At 48.2% G+C, this 20230-nt stretch carries 15 protein-coding genes; all 15 read left to right on the forward strand.

Annotated elements, in window-relative coordinates:
• Positions 1-82: 82 nt before the first annotated feature.
• The 15 genes from rpe (at position 83) to ACYVF1_RS14300 (ending at position 20226) form a co-directional block, all read left to right on the forward strand.
• Positions 83-754 carry a ribulose-phosphate 3-epimerase gene (gene rpe / locus ACYVF1_RS14230; RefSeq protein WP_461079802.1) on the forward strand — a complete coding sequence of 224 codons (672 nt, stop codon included), beginning with the start codon at positions 83-85 and terminating at the stop codon, positions 752-754.
• A 49-nt stretch (positions 755-803) separates the two neighbouring features.
• Entirely contained in the window at positions 804-2204 is a 1401-nt protein-coding gene (locus ACYVF1_RS14235) for an alpha-amylase family glycosyl hydrolase (RefSeq protein WP_461079804.1), read from the forward strand.
• A gap of 120 nt (positions 2205-2324) precedes the next feature.
• The gene (locus ACYVF1_RS14240; RefSeq protein WP_461079806.1) at positions 2325-4400 is read left to right on the forward strand and encodes an OmpA family protein; all 2076 of its coding nucleotides are present in this window, start codon (positions 2325-2327) and stop codon (positions 4398-4400) included.
• Between the two features lie 31 nt (positions 4401-4431).
• Complete coding sequence (locus ACYVF1_RS14245) at positions 4432-6303, forward strand: glycosyltransferase family 39 protein (protein ID WP_461079808.1); 1872 nt, start codon at positions 4432-4434, stop codon at positions 6301-6303.
• 12 nt (positions 6304-6315) lie between these two features.
• Positions 6316-7146 carry a transketolase gene (locus ACYVF1_RS14250; protein WP_461079810.1) on the forward strand — a complete coding sequence of 277 codons (831 nt, stop codon included), beginning with the start codon at positions 6316-6318 and terminating at the stop codon, positions 7144-7146.
• An 80-nt stretch (positions 7147-7226) separates the two neighbouring features.
• Positions 7227-9230 (forward strand): NAD-dependent epimerase/dehydratase family protein, encoded by a 2004-nt coding sequence (locus ACYVF1_RS14255; RefSeq protein WP_461079812.1) that lies wholly within the window; start codon positions 7227-7229, stop codon positions 9228-9230.
• A gap of 23 nt (positions 9231-9253) precedes the next feature.
• Positions 9254-9478: a DUF433 domain-containing protein gene (locus ACYVF1_RS14260; protein WP_461079814.1), complete on the forward strand. Its 225-nt coding sequence runs from the start codon at positions 9254-9256 to the stop codon at positions 9476-9478.
• Complete coding sequence (locus ACYVF1_RS14265) at positions 9478-9831, forward strand: DUF5615 family PIN-like protein (RefSeq protein ID WP_461079816.1); 354 nt, start codon at positions 9478-9480, stop codon at positions 9829-9831. The genes ACYVF1_RS14260 and ACYVF1_RS14265 overlap by 1 nt, the downstream gene beginning before the upstream one ends.
• A gap of 27 nt (positions 9832-9858) precedes the next feature.
• On the forward strand, positions 9859-10767 hold the full coding sequence (locus ACYVF1_RS14270) for a transketolase family protein (RefSeq protein ID WP_461079818.1): 909 nt from the start codon (positions 9859-9861) through the stop codon (positions 10765-10767).
• An 8-nt stretch (positions 10768-10775) separates the two neighbouring features.
• Entirely contained in the window at positions 10776-12566 is a 1791-nt protein-coding gene (locus ACYVF1_RS14275) for a hypothetical protein (protein ID WP_461080760.1), read from the forward strand.
• Between the two features lie 40 nt (positions 12567-12606).
• Positions 12607-13785: an acyltransferase family protein gene (locus ACYVF1_RS14280; protein ID WP_461079820.1), complete on the forward strand. Its 1179-nt coding sequence runs from the start codon at positions 12607-12609 to the stop codon at positions 13783-13785.
• 195 nt (positions 13786-13980) lie between these two features.
• Entirely contained in the window at positions 13981-14745 is a 765-nt protein-coding gene (locus ACYVF1_RS14285) for a glycosyltransferase family 2 protein (RefSeq protein ID WP_461079822.1), read from the forward strand.
• Between the two features lie 126 nt (positions 14746-14871).
• Positions 14872-16263, forward strand: coding sequence for a protoporphyrinogen/coproporphyrinogen oxidase (locus tag ACYVF1_RS14290; protein WP_461079824.1), 1392 nt, complete (start codon positions 14872-14874; stop codon positions 16261-16263).
• Between the two features lie 129 nt (positions 16264-16392).
• Positions 16393-19125: a hypothetical protein gene (locus ACYVF1_RS14295; RefSeq protein WP_461079825.1), complete on the forward strand. Its 2733-nt coding sequence runs from the start codon at positions 16393-16395 to the stop codon at positions 19123-19125.
• Positions 19126-19224: 99 nt separating this feature from the next.
• The gene (locus ACYVF1_RS14300; protein WP_461079827.1) at positions 19225-20226 is read left to right on the forward strand and encodes a hypothetical protein; all 1002 of its coding nucleotides are present in this window, start codon (positions 19225-19227) and stop codon (positions 20224-20226) included.
• Positions 20227-20230 lie beyond the last annotated feature (4 nt).

Raw genomic sequence — 20230 nt, forward strand, 5'->3', positions numbered from 1 at the left:
GAACAAAAAAATCAGCAAGTTTTACAAAGGGCATTGTAATTGCTTGATAAATAATTAATTGATGCCCAGACATAACATACCCATGACGCTGCCTCTCATTGCTCCATCGCTGCTTGCCGCCGACTTTGCCAATCTACAGCGCGAACTGGAACGGGTGAATCAAAGCGAGGCCGACTATCTTCATTTCGATGTCATGGATGGCGTATTTGTTCCTAACATTTCCTTCGGGTTTCCTGTTCTGGAAGTCGCCCGTCGATACTGCCAGAAACCGCTCGACGTACACCTGATGATTACCGATCCGGACCGCTACGTTGACGCGTTTGCAGAAGGGGGCGCATCGGTGATTCACGTTCATTACGAGGCCTGTACACACCTGCATCGGACACTTACGCACATTCGTCAGCTAGGTTGCCGTGCCGGTGTTGCACTGAATCCGCACACACCCATTTCTGGCCTCGAAGACGTACTGGAACAGATCGACGTTATTCTGATCATGTCGGTTAATCCGGGATTTGGTGGTCAGTCATTCATTCCTCACACACTCCAGAAAGTAGCAAAACTAAAACAGTTACTGGAAGCCAATCAATCCTCGGCGCTCATTGAAATTGATGGTGGAGTAGGGCAAAACAATGCACAGTCGTTACTCAGCGCCGGAGCCGATGTTCTGGTAGCTGGAAGTTCGGTGTTTGGGGCTAAAGATCCAGTAGAAGCCATTCGAATACTGAAAAACAGTGGCCAACCTTTGATTGCCTGATAACCTTAAACCAACCTACTTTATCCAATTGAATCGCAGGAAAAACTTTATGAAGAAACACCACCTGGCTGTCGTACTTGGTTTGCTGTTCCTGACGGCAGCCTGTCGTCATAAAGAAAAGACCAAACCTGATGTCAGTTCTGCCGACTCCGCCACTGTGGCTCCTCCTGCTCCCGAATGGGCGAAAAGCGCAACGATCTACGAAGTAAATCCGCGCCAGTTTTCGCCACAGGGTACGTTTAAAGCCATTGAAACCCAACTTCCCCGACTAAAAGAGTTAGGCATTGATATTATCTGGCTCATGCCTATCTATCCTGTGAGTCAGCAGAATAAGCAGGGAACACTAGGAAATCCATATGCTGTAGCTGACTACAAAACGGTCAATCCCGATTTCGGTACGTTGGTCGATCTTAAATCGCTGGTGAACCGGGCCCACGCGCTGGGGTTACGTGTCATTCTGGACTGGGTACCCAGTCACACGGGCTGGGACCACACATGGGTGAAGGAACATCCTGACTGGTACCTTAAAGTAAACGGTAAAATGATTGCCCCGATCGACCCTCGAACGGGAAAACCGGCCAAACAAAACGACGTTGTTGCACTGGATTATAAAAATCCGGCGTTACGTAAAGGCATGATTGAGGCCATGCAGTATTGGGTAAAAGAATGCGACGTGGATGGTTACCGTTGTAGCATAGCTGGACTGGTACCCAATGATTTCTGGGCCTCGCTACGTCCTGAACTGGATAAAATCAAAACGGTTTTTATGCTGTCGGAGTGGGAAGATGATCCGAATCAGTTGAAAAGTTGTTTCAATATGAACTATGGCTGGAGTATGCACAACATGCTGAAAGCTGTAGCGAAAGGCGCCCGAACAGCGGATAAGATCGACTCGCTTCGGGAAGCCAATCAGGAACGTTTTCCGGCCTGGTACTATCAGATGATGTTTACGCAGAATCACGACGAAAACACCAATAATGGTACGTTGGCAGAATTGTTTGGACCAGCCGCCGATGCAATTATTGTCTTGAGCAGTACGTTGGAAGGCATGCCTTTGGTATACAACGGTATGGAATCTAACTTAACGAAACGATTAGCCGTTTTCGAAAAAGATACGATTGTTTGGGGCAATTACGCGAAAAGTAATTTTTTCAAAACGCTTCTTACATTAAAGCATCGGAACAAAGCCCTCTGGAACGGTCTTGATGGTGGGCCTGTCACGAAAATCAATACGGACCACGATAATAAACTGTATGCCTTTTACAGACAGCGTGATAACGATAAGGTTGTGGTAATGATTAACCTAAGCAACCAGCCCATGACCGGGCATTTATTGGGTGATTCGTATTCGGGTATGTATACCGACGTATTTAGCCACGAAGGGGTCGAATTACGATCGGAGATGACGGTTACGCTCAAACCCTGGGAGTATCGCGTACTGACCAATTAAGATTTTTCTTAACTTACCTAACATATTAACGTAGCGTTTACCACAGAACCTACTACGTTATTGTGGACGAACCTTAAACATAGTTTACGGAAACAACAACTGCTCATTAGTTGACGAGTTATGCGTGTTTGGAGCATCTTGACGGGTTTTCTGGTTCTAATAGAAATTTTGGTTTGTGGGGCACAGCCGTCCGCTTCTCAACCTAAAACCTCACAAAGTTCGGTGCAATGGGCCAGTCGCGTGGTTGGCGTTTCATCCGAGAAAAAGGGCGAACCGACCGGCGAACAATACCGGGCATCGCAGGCTCTGGGGCATCCCAGCAAATTGCCCGAAATGGGAGAAAGTCCGTGCGCCTGGGCACCTTTCTACATCGACGGCACGGCTGACGAATGGATTCACGTAGCGTTTGCCAATCCGGTACGTGCCCGGCAGATTGTTATCGCCGAAAATGTGAATCCGGGCTCTGTAGTGAAGGTGGTTGTGTTCGACGAGAAAGGAACCGAACATACTGTGTTCCAGTCGACAGGTATTCAGGCGCAAAATGACCCGATGACGCGGATTTTCCCAAAAGATTCTGCTGTTTTTTTGTGTCAACAAGTCAAGGTTTTCATCAACGGTGCCGCCCTCAAAGGTTTGAATCAGATTGATGCGATTGGAATTTCGGAAGATACAAATCCCATCACCGTTAGCCTCAACATATCAAAAGATACGCCAAAAGACCTAAAAAAAGAAAATCTAGGAAAAACGGTTAATTCGAACGGACAGGAAGTAGCTCCCGTTATTTCGCCTGATGGTCGCACGCTTTATTTCACCCGGAATTTCAATAAAGCCAACACAGGTTCGCCCAATCGCCAGGATGTTTGGTATTCTACGTTAGAATCAGGTGGCAGCGGTAGCCAGCCAAGCTGGAGCGAAGCCGTCAACATCGGTTCACCCATCAACAACGCGGGTGATAATGCCATCAGCGGATTAACCTCCGACGGACGTACTGCCTACTTGATTAATGTGTATAAACCCGATGGGGGCATGACATTTGGCATTTCCAGTTCGATACGTACCAAAGCAGGCTGGTCGCAGCCGGTTGAGTGTAAAATCGCGAACAATTATAACCTGCACGAAAAGAACCAGTTAGAGTTTTGCGTAGCGCCCAACGGTCAGGCGATTATTCTGGCCGTGCAGCGAAAAGACACGCGTGGCGACCGCGACCTCTACGTATCACTCCTCAAACCCGATCAAACCTGGACTGAACCGGTATCACTGGGGGGTGTTATTAATACAGCCGACTCCGAAAGCTCACCATTTCTGGCAGCCGATGGCCGAACGCTTTACTTTACGTCGGCTGGCCATCCTGGCTTCGGTAACGGTGATATTTTCGTGAGCCGCCGACTCGATGAATCCTGGGGCAACTGGAGCGAACCCGAAAATCTGGGCCCGTCTATCAATACAGCGGAATGGGATGGCTATTTTACCATTCCTGCCGCTGGCGATTTTGCGTATCTGAGTTCGCGGGCGGGTTCGTTGGGCGAAGACGACATCTTTCGGTTAAAATTGTACCCCGCCATCAAACCCGATCCTGTTGCGATTATATCGGGACAGGTACTGGATGCGAAGAGCAAAAAGCCGGTTGCCTCGGAAGTCGTTTCTGGAATCCTTGGCGATCAAAAAGAGGTTTCCAAAGTTGAATACAATCCCGAAACGGGCGAATACAAATTGATTCTGCCCACGCAGAAAACGTATAATCTGGTCGCTAATAAAGACGGCTATTTCCCGACCACTGAAACGCTGGATTTAAGTAAAGACAAACGTTTTCGTGACATTAAAAAGAATCTATACCTGGTCAAAATTGAGCCGGGCCAAAAAATTGTGATGCGCGAGGTCCTGTTTCAGCAGAGCCAATTCGAACTGCTACCGGGAGCCAATACAGAGCTGGATCGAGTAGTGACCATGATGGAAAAATACCCAACTATGGAACTACTGATAGAAGGGCATACTGATAATCAGGGCGAATGGGAGCCGAACATGAAGCTTTCTGAAGACCGCGTTCGCGTGGTGAAAGAATACCTGACTGGCAAAGGAATTTCGGAATCTCGCATACAGACGAAAGCCTGGGGGCCCAGCAAACCCATTGCCAGCAACGAAACCGAAGAAAAGCGCAAACAGAACCGGAGAGTAGAATTCACCATTCTGAAACTATGAGAACCGGGATTTTGCGCGTAGTTTTGGCCCGATGTTTTCCCAATTATCCCGTAACACGCTCGTTTTATTAGGCATCATTCTGGTGCTGGCTCTAGGGCTTCGCCTGTACCGAATTGGTACGTATGGCATCTATTTCGACGAAAAATCGACGTTGCTTATCAGCCAAAGTGTCGTTCTGGAAGGCTATAATCAGAAAGACGTATTTAGCAAAACGTACTTCACGCCGGCCGAATTCTGGAAGCCTAAAACCTTCAATGACTTCATGGAGGCTAATATCCGGGGAGATATCGGTAACAGTCCTGTATACTACGGTGTACTTTGGGCCTGGCTTAAGATTTTCGGTCTGAGTGATACGTCGTTACGGATGCCATCGGTCATTTTTGGTACGTTGGTTGTGTGGCTCTTATTTGCATTTGTCCGGCGGCATTTTCGGAAAATAGTACGTACAGAAAGATTCGATGAGATTTCCTTTTTAGGCATCAGCCAGCTTGATACACTGGCACTTGCGAGTGCTGGCATCGCTGCAGTAGAACCTTTTTTTGTGGCATCGAGCCACATTGCAAGGAACTATCAAATGACGATTTTTCTGACGCTACTGTCAACGCATGTCTTTCTGATCATTATGGAGCGAGTTCAGTCCCCTAAAACCGCTTTAGACGCATCCAATGCGGGACAGCGCTATAACGAAGGAGGTCTGTTACCACTTTACATTGCTTACGGACTATTGTTTATTCTTTCAACGCTATCACACTATCTGGCAGTCGTTGTTTTTGCGTGCCATGGTTTGTATGCTGCTTTGTTTCTACGTAAGCCTCGTGCCTGGGTGGCGCTGGCTGTAACGGGTGTAGTTGGATTAGTACCAATTGTCTTATGGTTTGTATACGGTGGAGGCAGGTACACGTTTTTTACCCTGAACCATCAAGCCGAATTATACAAAAAAATTGCCCTGACCAATCCAACCGGAAGCGAATTTGGGACGATTTTACCGGCAACTATACCTAATATTATCAAACGAGCAATTCCAATTTTTTCAGATCTGTTTATTTTTATCAACGGTCTGGGACCAGCGTTGGGTGGTTTAAAAAACTCACTGGTTGCGTTCGCTATCGGCTCCATTGCTACGTTCGTCATCCATAAGTACCGGAACGTAGCGAATCCACCGACCTGGCTCTACGTAGCGTTGCCAGTGCTGTTTCTGATCGGAATTCCTATTTATAGTGTAGTACCACTACGTCTGCTAGTACTGTCGGCGGCTATTCCGTTTGTGTATCTCATTGGTTGTTACGTTGTTGAGAAAATCAAAACCAACCAGAAACAACTTCTCATTCTATTGCTATTGCTTGCGTTTCTCCCGACGCTTTTTCTGCTTTTTATGGCTTGGCGTTCTGGTCATACGTTCGGAATTACGCAACGGTATTCGAGCGTATCGTTTGCCTATGTCAGTATTTTTGTAGCGATGGGATTGATCCAGCTATCTCGAATCCGGTGGTGGTTTAGTGCGCCGATTGCGATTATTTTGTTGATTCAGGCCAGTTTTCTCGTTCAGCTTCTGAGTGATATTTACGCCGACCAGGCTCCCAAATACACGTTTTTCGATAAACCACGTATGGCTAATCCGTACTGGTCATCGGCACAGAAATTGAAAGAGTTATATGCACCAGGCGATACAATTCTGTATCCAAATAAGGAACGTAAGATTTATTCGGAAGCAATCGACAAAACCTATTCACCTGTTACGCTGATTGATGCCCAATTGGTGAACGTTTATTTGCCAAAAGACGCACAATATATACAGCGCGTCGACCCGAACGAACCTGACCGGATTGTACTGGTGAAAGGAAATTCGGGCCAAAAAATTACTATTTTTGATTTTAAAGGCACTACGTATCGCTACGGTGGGTAGCCCATTCACAATATGACTTCGACAACAGAACTAACTGACTACCAATCATTACAAGGTCAATTACGGCTCAAAATATTGGGTCTATATCATCAGGCGCACGCCGGCCATATCGGCTGCTCGCTGAGTTGCGTTGATTTGATGATTGCTACGTTACTGCTCCGTAAGCGTGAAAATGATACGTTCCTGCTATCGAAAGGGCACGCAGCAGCTTCGCTCTACGTTTGCCTGAATCATCTGGGCGATGTGTCTGATGCCGAACTGGCAACGTACTACCATAACGGCACTACGTTACCGGCTCACCCAGCCCCAAATAAGCATAAAGGGATTCCGTTTGCAACAGGCTCATTGGGGCACGGCTTGCCCATCGGAACGGGCATTGCGCAGGCCAGTAAAATGCTTGGCGATGGCGGACGGGTGTTTGTACTCATGTCGGATGGCGAAACCAACGAAGGCACGACTTGGGAAGCCGCCCATTTCGCCATGCAGCACCAACTCGATAACCTCATTATTCTGGTCGATAAAAATGGCTTGCAGGGTTTCGACAACACCGCTAACGTATTAGGCGACACAGCCGACGTTCGTACCTGGAAAGCGATTGGTTTTGAAACAGTTGAAGCCGATGGGCACAATGTTGACGAACTATTGTCGACTATTGATCAATTAACAGCTTCGTCCAACGGCAAACCTAAAGTGTTGATTGCCAATACGGTTAAAGGGAAAGGCGTTTCGTACATGGAAAATAAGCTCGAATGGCATTACCTGCCCATGACAGAGGCTCAGTACGAACAAGCCTGCGCTGACGTAAACGAGCGTTATTTGCTAGCTCAACCCACGCAGGCATAGGTAATTTCCCGCTGCCGTTGGCTATAAAACTGGACTTCTTGAAATCATATCCGGGCTTTTGCCGTAATATTGCGGTCTGAATGAATCAGCCTGCTGCTAATTTGCTACCTTCTACCATTGCCCAACTCAACGGGCCTATTGTTGTTTTCGGAGCCAGTGGCTTTATTGGTGCCAATCTGTATGAGCAACTTTTCCGCGTTCGCAAGGACGTATATGCGCTCACTCACGACGCTACTAAAGCCTGGCGACTTAAGTTATTAGACGTTCCCGCCGAGAATATTATTCACTGCGATATTTTGTCCAATACGTCGGTTCAGGACGTTTTTGGCCGTCTGAAACCACGTACCATTTTCAATCTGGCGGCTTACGGCGCGTACAGTAAACAGAAAAATGTTGGCCTAACCTACGAAACCAACGTATTGGGCACGGTCAATATCCTCGAAAACACTACGTCTGAGATGGTGTACATCCATGCCGGTAGTAGTTCGGAATATGGTTTTAACTGTACGGCTCCCAAAGAAACCGACCGCGTAGAACCCAACAGTCACTACGCGGTGTCGAAAGTTTCGGGGGCATATACGCTAGAATTCTATGCCAAAGTACACGGCCTCAATACGTTAAATCTTCGCCTTTATTCCATTTACGGTGGTTGGGAAGAACCTGACCGGCTCATTCCGCGCTTAGTGGAAGAGAATTTGAAAGGGAAATTACCTCCTTTGGTTTCGCCCGACATCAGCCGCGATTTTGTGTATATCGATGACTGCGTTTCGGCGTTCGTTCAAGCGGCACTACGTGTAAATTCCACCATTCGTGGGCGTTCGTATAACATCGCAACGGGTAAGAAAACGACCATGCGCGAGTTGGTCGACGTAGCGCGGCAAACGTTTGGATTGGAACAGGAACCCATTTGGGGAAGCATGACGAACCGTAACTGGGACCTTTCGGACTGGTACGGCGACCCAGCTGCGGCCGAAGCTGACTTGGGCTGGAAAGCTACTACGTCACTAAGCGATGGTCTGCGCATGACGGCCGATTGGCAGAAATCGCATGACTACGAGGGACGGGTGATTCCGGCATTCCAGACGCCCACGTTGAATCCGGTTATTTCACCGATTATTGCCTGTTACAGAGACGCTCAGGCCATTCCATTTATGTATGAGCGGTTGGTGAAGACTTTCAATGAAATGAAGGTACGTTACGAAATCATTTTCGTAAACGACAACTCACCCGATAATACCGACGAGGTACTGAACGAGATTTGCGCCAAAGATCCGAACGTGATCGCCATTAAACATTCGCGGAATTTCGGGTCGCAGTCGGCTTTTTTGAGTGGGATGGAAATTGCAACGGGCGATGCTGTAGTACTGATGGATGGCGATTTACAGGACCCGCCCGAAATCATTCCGAAGTTTTACGAGAAGTGGCAGCAGGGCTTCGACGTTACGTATGGCGTTCGCGTTCAACGCGAAATGGCCCCACACGTTCACTTTTTCTACAAGCAGTTCTACCGCCTGTTCAAGCGGACGGCCTATATCAATATCCCGGTCGATGCAGGTGATTTCTCCTTGATCGACCGGAAAGTGGTTCGCGAACTAGTCAATCTCCCCGAAACCGAACAGTTCTTACGCGGACTGCGGGCCTGGGTAGGTTTCCGACAAACGGGCGTCGACTACGTTCGGCCGGAACGCATGTTTGGTGTTTCGACTAACAACTGGACCAAGAACATCTGGTGGGCGAAAAAGGCCATTTTCTCGTTTAGCTTTGCGCCACTGGAAGCAATGACTTATGCCGGTTTTGTGCTTACGGGTTTGTCGATGCTGGGGATAGTCTGGCAAATTCTCTCGCGGCTGCTCAACTTCGATCCCCATACGCCATACGGTTTATCGACCGTTATTGTTCTGGTTACGTTTTTTGGGGGAATCAACCTGCTGGGCATTTCGTTTCTAGGCGAGTACATCAGCAAGATTTTTGAAGAGACTAAAAAACGTCCGAAATTTATTCGAACGATGGTCCGCAAAGGCCAGCGTGTGTACAAAACCGCAGCCGAAATCAGTACGTTGGTCGAGCAGCGAAAAAGTAAATAACTTTGTTGATTGCATTGGAGGCTATGACACTATTAAATCGAATCACCATTGATCCGGCTATCTGTCACGGAAAACCTTGTATAAGAGGGATGCGGTGGCCTGTTGAGGTTGTGCTCGATTTATTAGGTTCGGGCATGACCATTTCAGACATTTTGGCAGATCATCCTGAATTAGAACAGGAAGATATTGTTGCCTGTCTAAATTATGCCCGAATTCTGATGTCAGGCCAATTACCAGCCGCTGCATAATGAAGTTTATTTGTGATGTTCACATGCCGGTGCGCTTATCTAAGTTTCTGGCTAAACATGCTGAAGAATCCATTCATGTCAATCAGATACTAACAGGTTCTTCAACGCCTGATTCCGCGATTTGCCACTATGCTGACCAACACAATTACATTGTTATTACTAAAGACGCCGACTTTCGTAACACGTATTTTTTGAAGAAAACGCCCCGAAAGCTGATTCGAATTTGCCTGGGTAACCTCACCAACGATAGCTTGGTAAGCCTATTCGAGAGCCAGTTAGCGTTGATTGAAAAGCTAAATCTGGAAGAGTCGTTTTACTTAGAAATTGGTCCAAGTTCCGTACTTATTTATTGAGTAATTGGGCGGACCACAAATGATAAAATGCGAAAAGAATTTTCAGCCGCCATTGAACGTATTGCGCGGGAAGACGATAAAATTATATTTATTACGGGCGATCTGGGCTACAATGCGCTGGAGAACGTAGTGGATGCACTTGGTCCACGGTTCATCAATGCTGGTGTGGCCGAGCAAAACATGGTTGGCGTAGCCGCTGGCTTGGCCTACAAGGGTTACAAAGTGTTTTGTTACAGCATTGCTCCGTTTGTGGTTTACCGCTGTCTCGAGCAATTCCGAAACGACGTTTGCCTGCACAATATGCCCGTGTTTCTGGTTGGAAATGGGGGTGGATATGGGTATGGCATCATGGGCAGCACACACCATGCCATTGAGGATTTGGCTTGTTTGAGCAGCCTGCAAAACGTCAATACGTATATCCCCGCTTTTGCTGATGAAGTAGAGCCGATGCTTGAACAGATTGTTGCCGAAGGCCGGCCAACATACCTACGGTTGGGAGCCGGCCCGAACACGCCCGATGGTGCTCAAACGCATGGATCGTTTAAGCACATTGTACGTAGCACAGCCTCAATAGGGAACGTAGTAGCGCTTGGTCCGGTGGCAGCCAACGTATTAACCGCGCTGAAAGACGAGTTACTTGCTAATCAATTCGACGTATTCACGGCTACAAATCTTCCGTTGGATCTTCCAAATGAACTGGCTCATCGTTTGGCGGGTAAACCGTTACTGGTGGTAGAGGAGCACGTATCGGTGGGTGGTCTGGCCCAGCAGTTGTCGGTAAAATTGCTGGCTGATGGAGCCGCACCGAGTCATTTCGTGAGTTTGTCGGCGCAGGGATATCCGAACGGTTTATATGGCGATCAGAAATATCACCAGCAATTGTCCGGGCTTGATCCAGCCAATATCGCCCGACATCTGGCTTCGTTCACCAATTAGTTTTGTCTGTGCTGACCCCAACCACCGATACGTCACAACCGGCTCATCGACATGGCCCTAACCAGTCTGCGCTGAAGTCCACGGCTTCTGTCTGGACCTGGCTTGGCTATTTGCTCGTTGCCATGCCGATTGTGCTTTTCGCGCTGGTCTGGAACGTGTATGCCATCAACATTCCAAAATGGGACGACCACGCGCTACGTGCCTTTCTGTACTATTCCGATCAGGAAACAACGTTTACGGGCAAAATTCATCAGCTTTTCAAGCAACACAACGAACACCGAATTGTCTACGACCGTATTGTTACGTTGCTCGACTATTGGCTGTTCGGCAAGCTCAATTTCGTCCATCTAATGGTGGTAGGAAATCTGAGTCTAGTCGGATTACTGGCCGTGTTCATCGCCGTTCTGAATCGGGCGGGGAAGTCGGTGTTGTATGCGATTCCAGTTGCTTTTCTGATTTTCAACCTATCGCACTGGGAAAATATGTACTGGGGAATGGCAGCCCTGCAAAATTTCTCGGTGGTACTCTGGATCATTGCTGCTTTCTATTTTCTGAGTTTTACAAACCATTGGCTGCTCGCTTTTATAGCCGCTACGTTAGCTACGATTACTAGTGGTAACGGATTGGTTGTCTGGCCAATTGGGTTCCTTATTATTCTGTTACGTAGCACTACGCATCAAAGCCGGTCACTACGTTCGCTAATTGGCTGGATTGTGGGTGGAGGTATCGTAGTTGGCTTATATTTTACCGGATTCGAAAAGCCGGGGGATATTACCTACGTCCGGCCTGGAGTAGTTGATTTGCTAAAAGGCTGGTTCGCGTTTACGGGCGCTGCCGCCGAAGTCGTTCCGGTTGGTTCTCCACTCCGTTCCAGCATTGCGCTTGGTGGCCTAATGACTATTACGACAATTGGTTTATTGGGATGGTCTGCGTTCCGGTATCGCTTTACTATTCTTCAGGCTGTTCAAAACCTGCTACGTTTAAAATCATCTGGAAAAGCAACCCAAGGGTTTATTCCATCTGTTACGTTGTTTTTCTGGGCTTGTGCCGCTTTTCTGCTCGGTACGGCGGCAATTGTAGCGTGGGCGCGAACGGGTTTCGGCGCTGAAATTCTGATAACCAGCCGCTACAAAATGTACTCGCTTACGCTGCTGGCCCTATTGTACGTTTATCTGATTTCTACGTCGGGAGAACGTATCGGGCGTTGGTTGCTGATTGGTGGTAGCTTAGGAGCCATCGCATTTGCAGGCATTTCGTACCTCTCATTTCTGGATGAGACGATCTGGTGGCGGCACTGGTTCACGACCAGCCAATTCAATTGGACATACACAACTAATAGCCCAACCGCTACGTCTGATTCAGTATCCGAACACTACACGGATGCGGCTCCGGCTTTCTACGATGCGCATTTGCAAACGCTTTTTGCGCCAGTGCAGAAGCCCGTTACTGATTTGCAGGTTTCCAAGGTTTCAAATGCCTTTGTGGTACAAAACTCAACAATACCAGCAGGTGGTCTGGGCGATAATGGTACGTATCTGATGGCGCGGTCGGATGAACGTACATATCTATTTCCGGTCTGGCAGAACGTGCGTTCGATACGTAGTACGAAATTTATACCCTCGAATCTATTCACGGATGGATTTAAGGGGCGCTTCCTGTCAATCGATTTGGCCCGTGGTACGTATCAACTGTCTGTTCTGAGAATTTCAGACAATAACCGTAAGGCCGAAATCTACCCGACCAACCAAACTATTTTCACCGAAGGGCCGCCCGCCCAGTCAACGACTAAGAACTGGTAATCAGCAACGTAGTACGTATTGATTACGCAATTCCTTTTTTATGCAAACGAACACCCCAGTAGCTGCTCCTTCTCGTCCGGTCCTGAATCACCTTCGGCAGTTGGATGGCATTCGGTTTCTTGCCGTGGGTCTGGTTCTGTTCGACCATTGGATGGCCGAGCATTGGCCCTCAGGAAATTTTGAGTTGCCCCTTGGTGCTCTGGGCGTGACTATTTTTTTTGTACTGAGTGGATTTCTCATCACCCGGATTCTTTTATCAAGCAAAGACAAACTTCAGAATCGGCCTTCGGGTGGTTTGGGGAGTTATCTCAAAACGTTCTACATCCGCCGGACGTTACGTATTTTCCCGGTTTATTACCTTACACTTTTTGTACTCTACCTTATTGACGAGCCGCCCGTTCGTCGAACGATTGGTTGGTTAGCCCTGTATGCCAGTAACATTTATATGGCGTATTACGGCACCTGGATGGGTACCGTCGATCATCTCTGGTCGCTGGCGGTTGAGGAGCAGGTGTATTTATTTTTTCCGCTGCTGCTTTTCTTTGTGCCCCGCCGTTGGGTACCGCTGACGGCTACGTTGATGGTCGTGGGCGGTGTTACATTACGTTACGTGTTGTTTCGCGCCCGGATGCCCTGGTTTATCGGCTACGTATCGATGCCCGCCTGTCTGGATTCGTTTGGCCTGGGGGCCATCATGGCATACTGGTGGTTGTATCAGCGTGAGCGTTTTGAGGAGGTTTTCCGGCCAACGTACCGACTCGTACTCAGCATATTGCTGTTCATTGGTATTATGGTGATGACCAAAGTATTACCAGCCGTTCCTGATTTACACGGCTGGACGGGGCACCATAACATCATGTCCGACGTATGGGAGCGTCTGGGGGCATCGTTGGTCGGTTTTTTCCTGATTGGTCGAGGTGTACTGGGCTTTAATGGGGTCATGCAGTGGGTACTTGAAAATCCCGTCAGCCAATACATGGGACGTATCAGTTATGGACTGTATCTGTACCATAATTTCGTTTTTAACGTGTACCATACACAGCCCACTCATTTTACGGTACGTGCCTGGCGACGGATTACCGATATATTACCTTTTCTGAACAGCTCTTATTTTTTTCAATTCTCCTTCTATTTGTTTTTAACCGTCGCGTTGGCAACAATCTCCTGGTTTTTGATTGAAAAGCCGATTAATAGCCTGAAAGACCGGTATTCATATTGAGCTCTCAAACTAACCATAAATTTATTTTGCCAAGTCCGCACAATAAGTCCTTTTCGAATAGGGAAATCAACCGGAGAGAATTCTCTATATTTGTGGCGTTTTATCCGTATAATTCACCTGCATAAACAATTAAGTTGTTCTTTGCATTGGCGGACCGGCCCAATCGGACCACCTTTTATTCCCTAAATACGCTGCATGAGCATTCTGCTATCCATTGTAATGCCTGCCTACAACGAAGAAGAAGTTATTGAAGCCGTTGTAAAGCAGTGGACCGATTTGCTGACCCGTCAGTTTCCTACCGAAAATACCCGTTTAATTGTCGTTAACGATGGTTCGCGCGATAATACGGGCGCTATTCTGGATCAAATTAAAGAGCGTTATCCTAAGCTGATGGTCGTGCATCAGCCCAATGGTGGTCACGGAAATGCGGTCGTTAATGGGTACCGGCAGGCAGTGGCCCTGGACTCTGAATACGTGTTTCAGACGGATAGTGACGACCAGTTCATCACCGACGATTTTGCGAAACTATGGGCGAAACGGGATGAATCGCCATTTATTCTTGGCTACCGGGAAGAACGTTACGATGCGCCCGCTCGCCTGGTCATCACCCGGATTCTGCGGTTTAGCATTGCCCTGATCTATGGTACGTATATCATGGACAGCAACATTCCGTTCCGGCTGATTAAAGGTTCGTTCCTGCGGAAACTGCTGGCCCAACTACCCGAGCCTACTCCATTTGCTCCCAATATTTTTCTGGCTGTTATGGCCAAAAAAGCCGGCGGTACCACCTTCGATATACCCATTACGCATAAGGAACGCCAAACAGGTACCGTTTCAATTCTGAAATGGAAGCTGCTGAAAGTTTGCATGCAAAGCTTTAAAGAACTGGCGCAGTTCCGGTTCGAGCTAGGTGACAAAGTAAAAGCCATTAAAAAACCAGAACCTGTAGGTGTCGCATAGTTATAAAGTAGTAGAGTTACAGGGTTGTAAAGTTCGGCTCACAAACCACCCACTTTACAACCCTGTAACTTTACTACTTTATAATCACTTGACTCTACATCTTTACAAACTGGATTCAACTCAACCATGAAATATAAATATGTCATTATTGGCTCCGGGCCCACCGGACTTGGAGCAGCGTATCGCCTAAAAGAATTAGGCATTACCGACTTCATCGTTCTCGAAAAAGAAAACCGAATTGGTGGTCTGTCGAAAAGCTTCGTTGATGAACAAGGCTTTACTTGGGACGTAGGGGGCCACGTACAGTTTTCTCACTACAAATACTTCGACGACCTGATGCGTAAGGCGTTAGGTCAGGATGGCTGGCTCAGTCACCAGCGCGAATCGTGGGTGTGGATCGAGAAACGCTTTGTGCCGTATCCGTTCCAAAACAACATTAAATACCTGACGCCCGAAACGATGTGGAAATGCCTCGAAGGTATTATCCACAACTATAAATTCCCTACGAATCAGAAGCCAGCCAACTTCCGCGAGTGGATTCTCGCTACGTTCGGGCCGGGGCTGGCCGAAACGTTCATGTTTCCCTACAACTTCAAAGTCTGGGCTTTCCCGCCAGAAGACATGAATGCAGTATGGGTCGGTGAGCGGGTGGCCGTTACTGATCTACAGCGCGTTACTAAGAATATCATTTTCGACCAGGACGATTTTTCGTGGGGGCCGAATAGTACGTTCCAATTTCCTAAAAATGGAGGTACAGGTGGCATCTGGGAAGCCGTCGGTAATCTGGTTGGTCGCGAGAATATTAAACTGAACGCAACCGTTGATAAAGTCATTGGTCCTTCGAAAAAAATCGTGCTGACCGACGGCGAAGAAATTGAATACGAATACCTGATGAGTACCATGCCGCTCGACCTGTTCACGCAGCGGGTTGAAGGGTTGGATTCGGAAATTGTTCAGACCGCGCAGGGGCTGAAGCACTCGTCTACCAACGTAGTAGGTATCGGTCTGAAAGGCAAGCCGAAAGAAAGCCTGAAAACGATGTGCTGGATGTATTTCCCGGAATACAACAGCCCGTATTACCGCGTTACGGTATTCTCTAACTATAGCCCGAACAACGTACCGGATATCAATCAACACTGGTCGTTAATGACCGAAACGAGCGAATCGGCCGCGAAACCGGTTAACCGTGAAACACTGATTGATGATACGATTCGTGCCCTGATTGAAGATCAGCTTATTGAGTCGGCCGATGACGTAATCTCGACATTCCATATGGCGTTCGATTATGGTTATCCAACGCCTTCTGTTGAACGCGACGGCATCCTGAAAGCTGTTTTGCCGAAACTGGAACCGTTTGGTATCTATTCACGCGGTCGGTTTGGCGCCTGGAAATACGAAGTCAGTAATCAGGATCACTCGCTGATGCAGGGCGTTGAATGGGCCAACCGTGTGGCAACCAACGTACCCGAATTAACAATGCCTTTCCCCGAAACGGCCAACGCCATGTGGGGGAAATAAGGGAGCTGTACAGTTATAGGGTTGTAAAGTTGTAGGGTTATAGAGTTGACGGTCTGACAAACGTAACTTTACAACTTTATAACCTTACAACCCTCTAACTTTACAACCCTACAACTTTATAACTTATAAATGTCAAAACGTCTCTGGCTTGGTATTGGGGCAATCGTGCTGGTAATTGGCGGCTGGTTTGGCTATCGTCAGCTCGTTCCGGCAACGCAAACCGTTGGCTCCCTGATACCGCCCGGTGCCCTGATGGTACTTGCCAGCGACCGATTGCAGGACACCATTCCGGCTCGTATTTTACGGACGCAGATGTCGATACGTCAGGTGCCCGTTTTTGATGAAGCCCGCCAGCGACTCAATCGCTTTCTCTACGCCACCGCCGATTCGGCAACCGTTCTGAAGTTTATTACCGGACGTAACGTTCGATACTCGCTGCATTCAATTTCGAAATCGACGCTTGATTACATTTTCTACGTACCAATCACTAACAACGATCAGGAATTTTTGAGTCGGGTGACGGCCCCAAATCCTCGTCAGTTCCGGGTACTCAGCCATACGTTTTCTGGTGAAAAGATTCGGGACCTGGTTTCCCGCGACGGCGAACCGATTGGCTCATTCATTCTTACTGACAACTTTCTGATTGGCAGCGTTTCGGGCATTCTTATCGAGAACGTAGCGAAACGCATGCACCAGTCTCTGAAACTTGATCAGGACGACCCGGTCATAAATGGCCCCGCCTTTCGCACTGACGCTCAATTACAGGCTGGTGTGTCGGTACGTCCTGAAGTGCTTCAGTCGTTGTTCAGCAACGTTGGGTCGTTGGTACGTCTGTTTCTGCCCGAACAATTGACTTTACAATTTCGTCAGTCGGCGGCTCACTCGCACCTGATTGGTTATTCCGTTGATGAAATCGGTGAACGGCGGGACGTAGCGGCCCTGTTCGCCAGTCAGAATCCCCAACGTATTCAGCACCCGCATTTAATTCCGCAGACGACCGCTACGTTGTATCACATCAGTGTGAGTGATGCCAAGCGTTTTGGCCAATCCTTAAGTGATCTGTTAAGCTCGGCTTCCAGCGATTTTCTACGTGACCGATTTACGCTGCTCGAACCGGTTACACCCGCGTTATATGCATCGTTGGGCAGCGATTTGCTCCTATGCCGGCTCGAATCGCCCGATGGTACGTTGCGTCAGGTGTTAATTCTGACGGCCGAAAACGGAAAACAACTGGCGAATTCATTTCAACAGGCAGGGTATCGGGCCGGTGCGCGAAATGCAGGGCAACCTAAAACGTATCTGGGTCATAAAATCCTGCAACTCAACGTACCCGAACTGCCCGCTTCGCTCTTCAGCAGCCTGTTCTCAGGATTCTCGCAAAGCTGGATTACGCAGCACGGCACCTCGCTGATTGTTGCTAACAGCGAAGAAGCGCTACAGGATTATCTGCAACAGGTGCAACGCGGAGCCATCTGGACAACCGACCAGCGGCAGGCCGAGTTTTTGAAGGCAACACTACGTCCTGCCAATTTCACGGCGCTTGTGCGACTAAACCGGGCCGCAACAACGGTTCCACCAACCTGGCCGCTGGCCTGGCAAAATCTACTCGACCGTATCGATCCGGCCACCGGAACAACGGCCTTGTCGAACCTGGAAAATATGGCGTATCAGGCCAGCTACGGCAACGAAAATATCCAGTCGACTGTCGTGTTGGGACGTACCACTCGCCGGGCTAGTAAGATGGTACTCAATAAGTTGCTATTACAGAAGAAAACAGAATTTAACGCTCCACTGATTTCGGCTCCGATTGTAACTGGTAACTTAAGTGATAGTTCTGCCCAGTTTTACGCACAGAATAATGCCGGACAGTTTGTGCTCGTTACACCCCAGGGCGATAAAATCGTTCAAAGCAATATCGACGGGCCAATACGTAGTAACGCATTAGGAGTTGATTTTCTGAACAATGGCCGGCTTCAGTATCTGTTCATGACCGACCGGACGCTATATATTGCGGATCCGGTACGTATTTCGAAAGAAGTTACCTTACAATCGATTCCACTTCCGCAGGGTATCGATACGTCGTACCTCGCCCGACCACGGGGCAGTCAGCAACGTAACTTTGTGGCTCTAGCAGCGCATAAAGAAGGGCACATTTACGCCCTTGATCGCCAGCGTCGGGCATTTGTACGGATCATGACGGCTCCGCGCAAAAGTTTACCGCAGCTTCCATTTCAGGTCATACCGACCGAAAAAGGCATGGACGTACTGATGATTCAGAAAGATGGCACGTTGAATTACTGGCGCGAAAACGGGACTCAGTACCCGCATTTCCCGAGTCGGATTGAGCGAAAAAACGAAGATGAAGCTATATTAGGCTTTAGTGGGCCAGCTTTGTTACCTCCTAATCAATCGCTCATCCAAACCATTGCCGACGAAGGGCAATTATTTGCGCTAAATCTCAACGGTCTGATTGCCAAACGAACACAGTTATATCGACCCGTTCGCAGTGATAAATTCCGGCTTTTCCCAGACGAAGATCAAACCAACTGGTTGTTACTACGTACTACGGATACCGAGCTAACCGTGCTGGATCAACAAGGGCAGCGCCGATTCGATGTGCGAGCGCTTCAGTCGGGACGTAACAACATACGGTATCACCGGCTTGGCGCTGGTGTGGAGTTGATTAGCGTAAAATCGGGAGGTTTCACTACGTTATATGACCTGAACGGCCGGATTATTGGCGACAGGCCCATTCCAAGCGATTTTCCGGTAGCGTTACAGTTTGATGAACGTACCAATGAAGTATATATTCTGAGTGGTGCACAGCAGGCCGTTCAGTTATTTCGAATACGAATAAGGTAGCATGGAGCAGGGATAGTGGGGATCGCATGGATTGGGTATCAATTTCAGCTCTTTCCATACACCTCTGCAATCCCTGCGATCCCTGCTTCTCGCAAAAAAATGCCCATACTACGTTACTTTGTTTTAGCTATTGTCTTGATACTCTGGGCTGGAGGTCTGTCTAGTACAGTTTCACACTGGCTTTATGAGACGGGTATTATTGCCGACGATTATCGATTCGGCGATCTGTACCGACTGTCGCCTTTACCTCAGTTTAAGGAGCCAGCATTCGAATGTCCATCAGCGAATCGGGCTAGCGACACGGCTTCGACGCATTTGTATATCATTGGTGATAGCTTCACCGAACCGCAACGACTTAGTGAAGCCGATTTTCGGGTAAGTCATTTTCAGCGGGTAGCCTGGGATTTTCGGCAACGGGCGCAGCTCGATACGACCAAACGTAACGTACTGATCATTGAAACTGTAGAGCGTCATTTTCGGGAACATTTTGCCCACCCCATCAGCGAACTGGTTGTCCAGACCGATACGAGTCAAAGTCCCACGGTACGGCCACCGCTACGACAACGTATCAGTAACGAATTTCACCGAAGCGACGTAGAAGAACGACTGGAATCGGCTCTGTTTAGCCACGATTGGGCTTTCTGGTTTAAAGAGCTGAAAGCCCGTCTGACGCTGAATTGGTTTGATCGCGATAACGGGAGCGTTACGTTATCGGAAAATCGCCAGCACATTTTTCTCAATCTGGATATCGACACGACCAAACGCCTAAACTCGTCTTTTTCGCCTTTAACTGATCGGGAAGTTAATGCGCTGGTCGATACGGCGAATGCAACAGCTGAGCGATATCGTCGGCTCGGTTTCGATGAGGTTTATATTTCTTTGATTCCTAACAAAACCAGTATTCTGGAACCCAGCAGAGGGGATTACAATCATCTCATCGAACGAATACAGGCTAATCCCCGACTAAACGTTCCGTTCATTGATACGTATAATCGGTTTAAAAATTCGCCTTCTTCGCCTTATCTGAAAAGCGATACGCATTGGAATTGCGAAGGGCGAAAGATGTGGTTAGAAGGTGTTTGGCAAAAAGTCAGGATATAATTAT

The organism is Spirosoma flavus, from assembly GCF_054778555.1.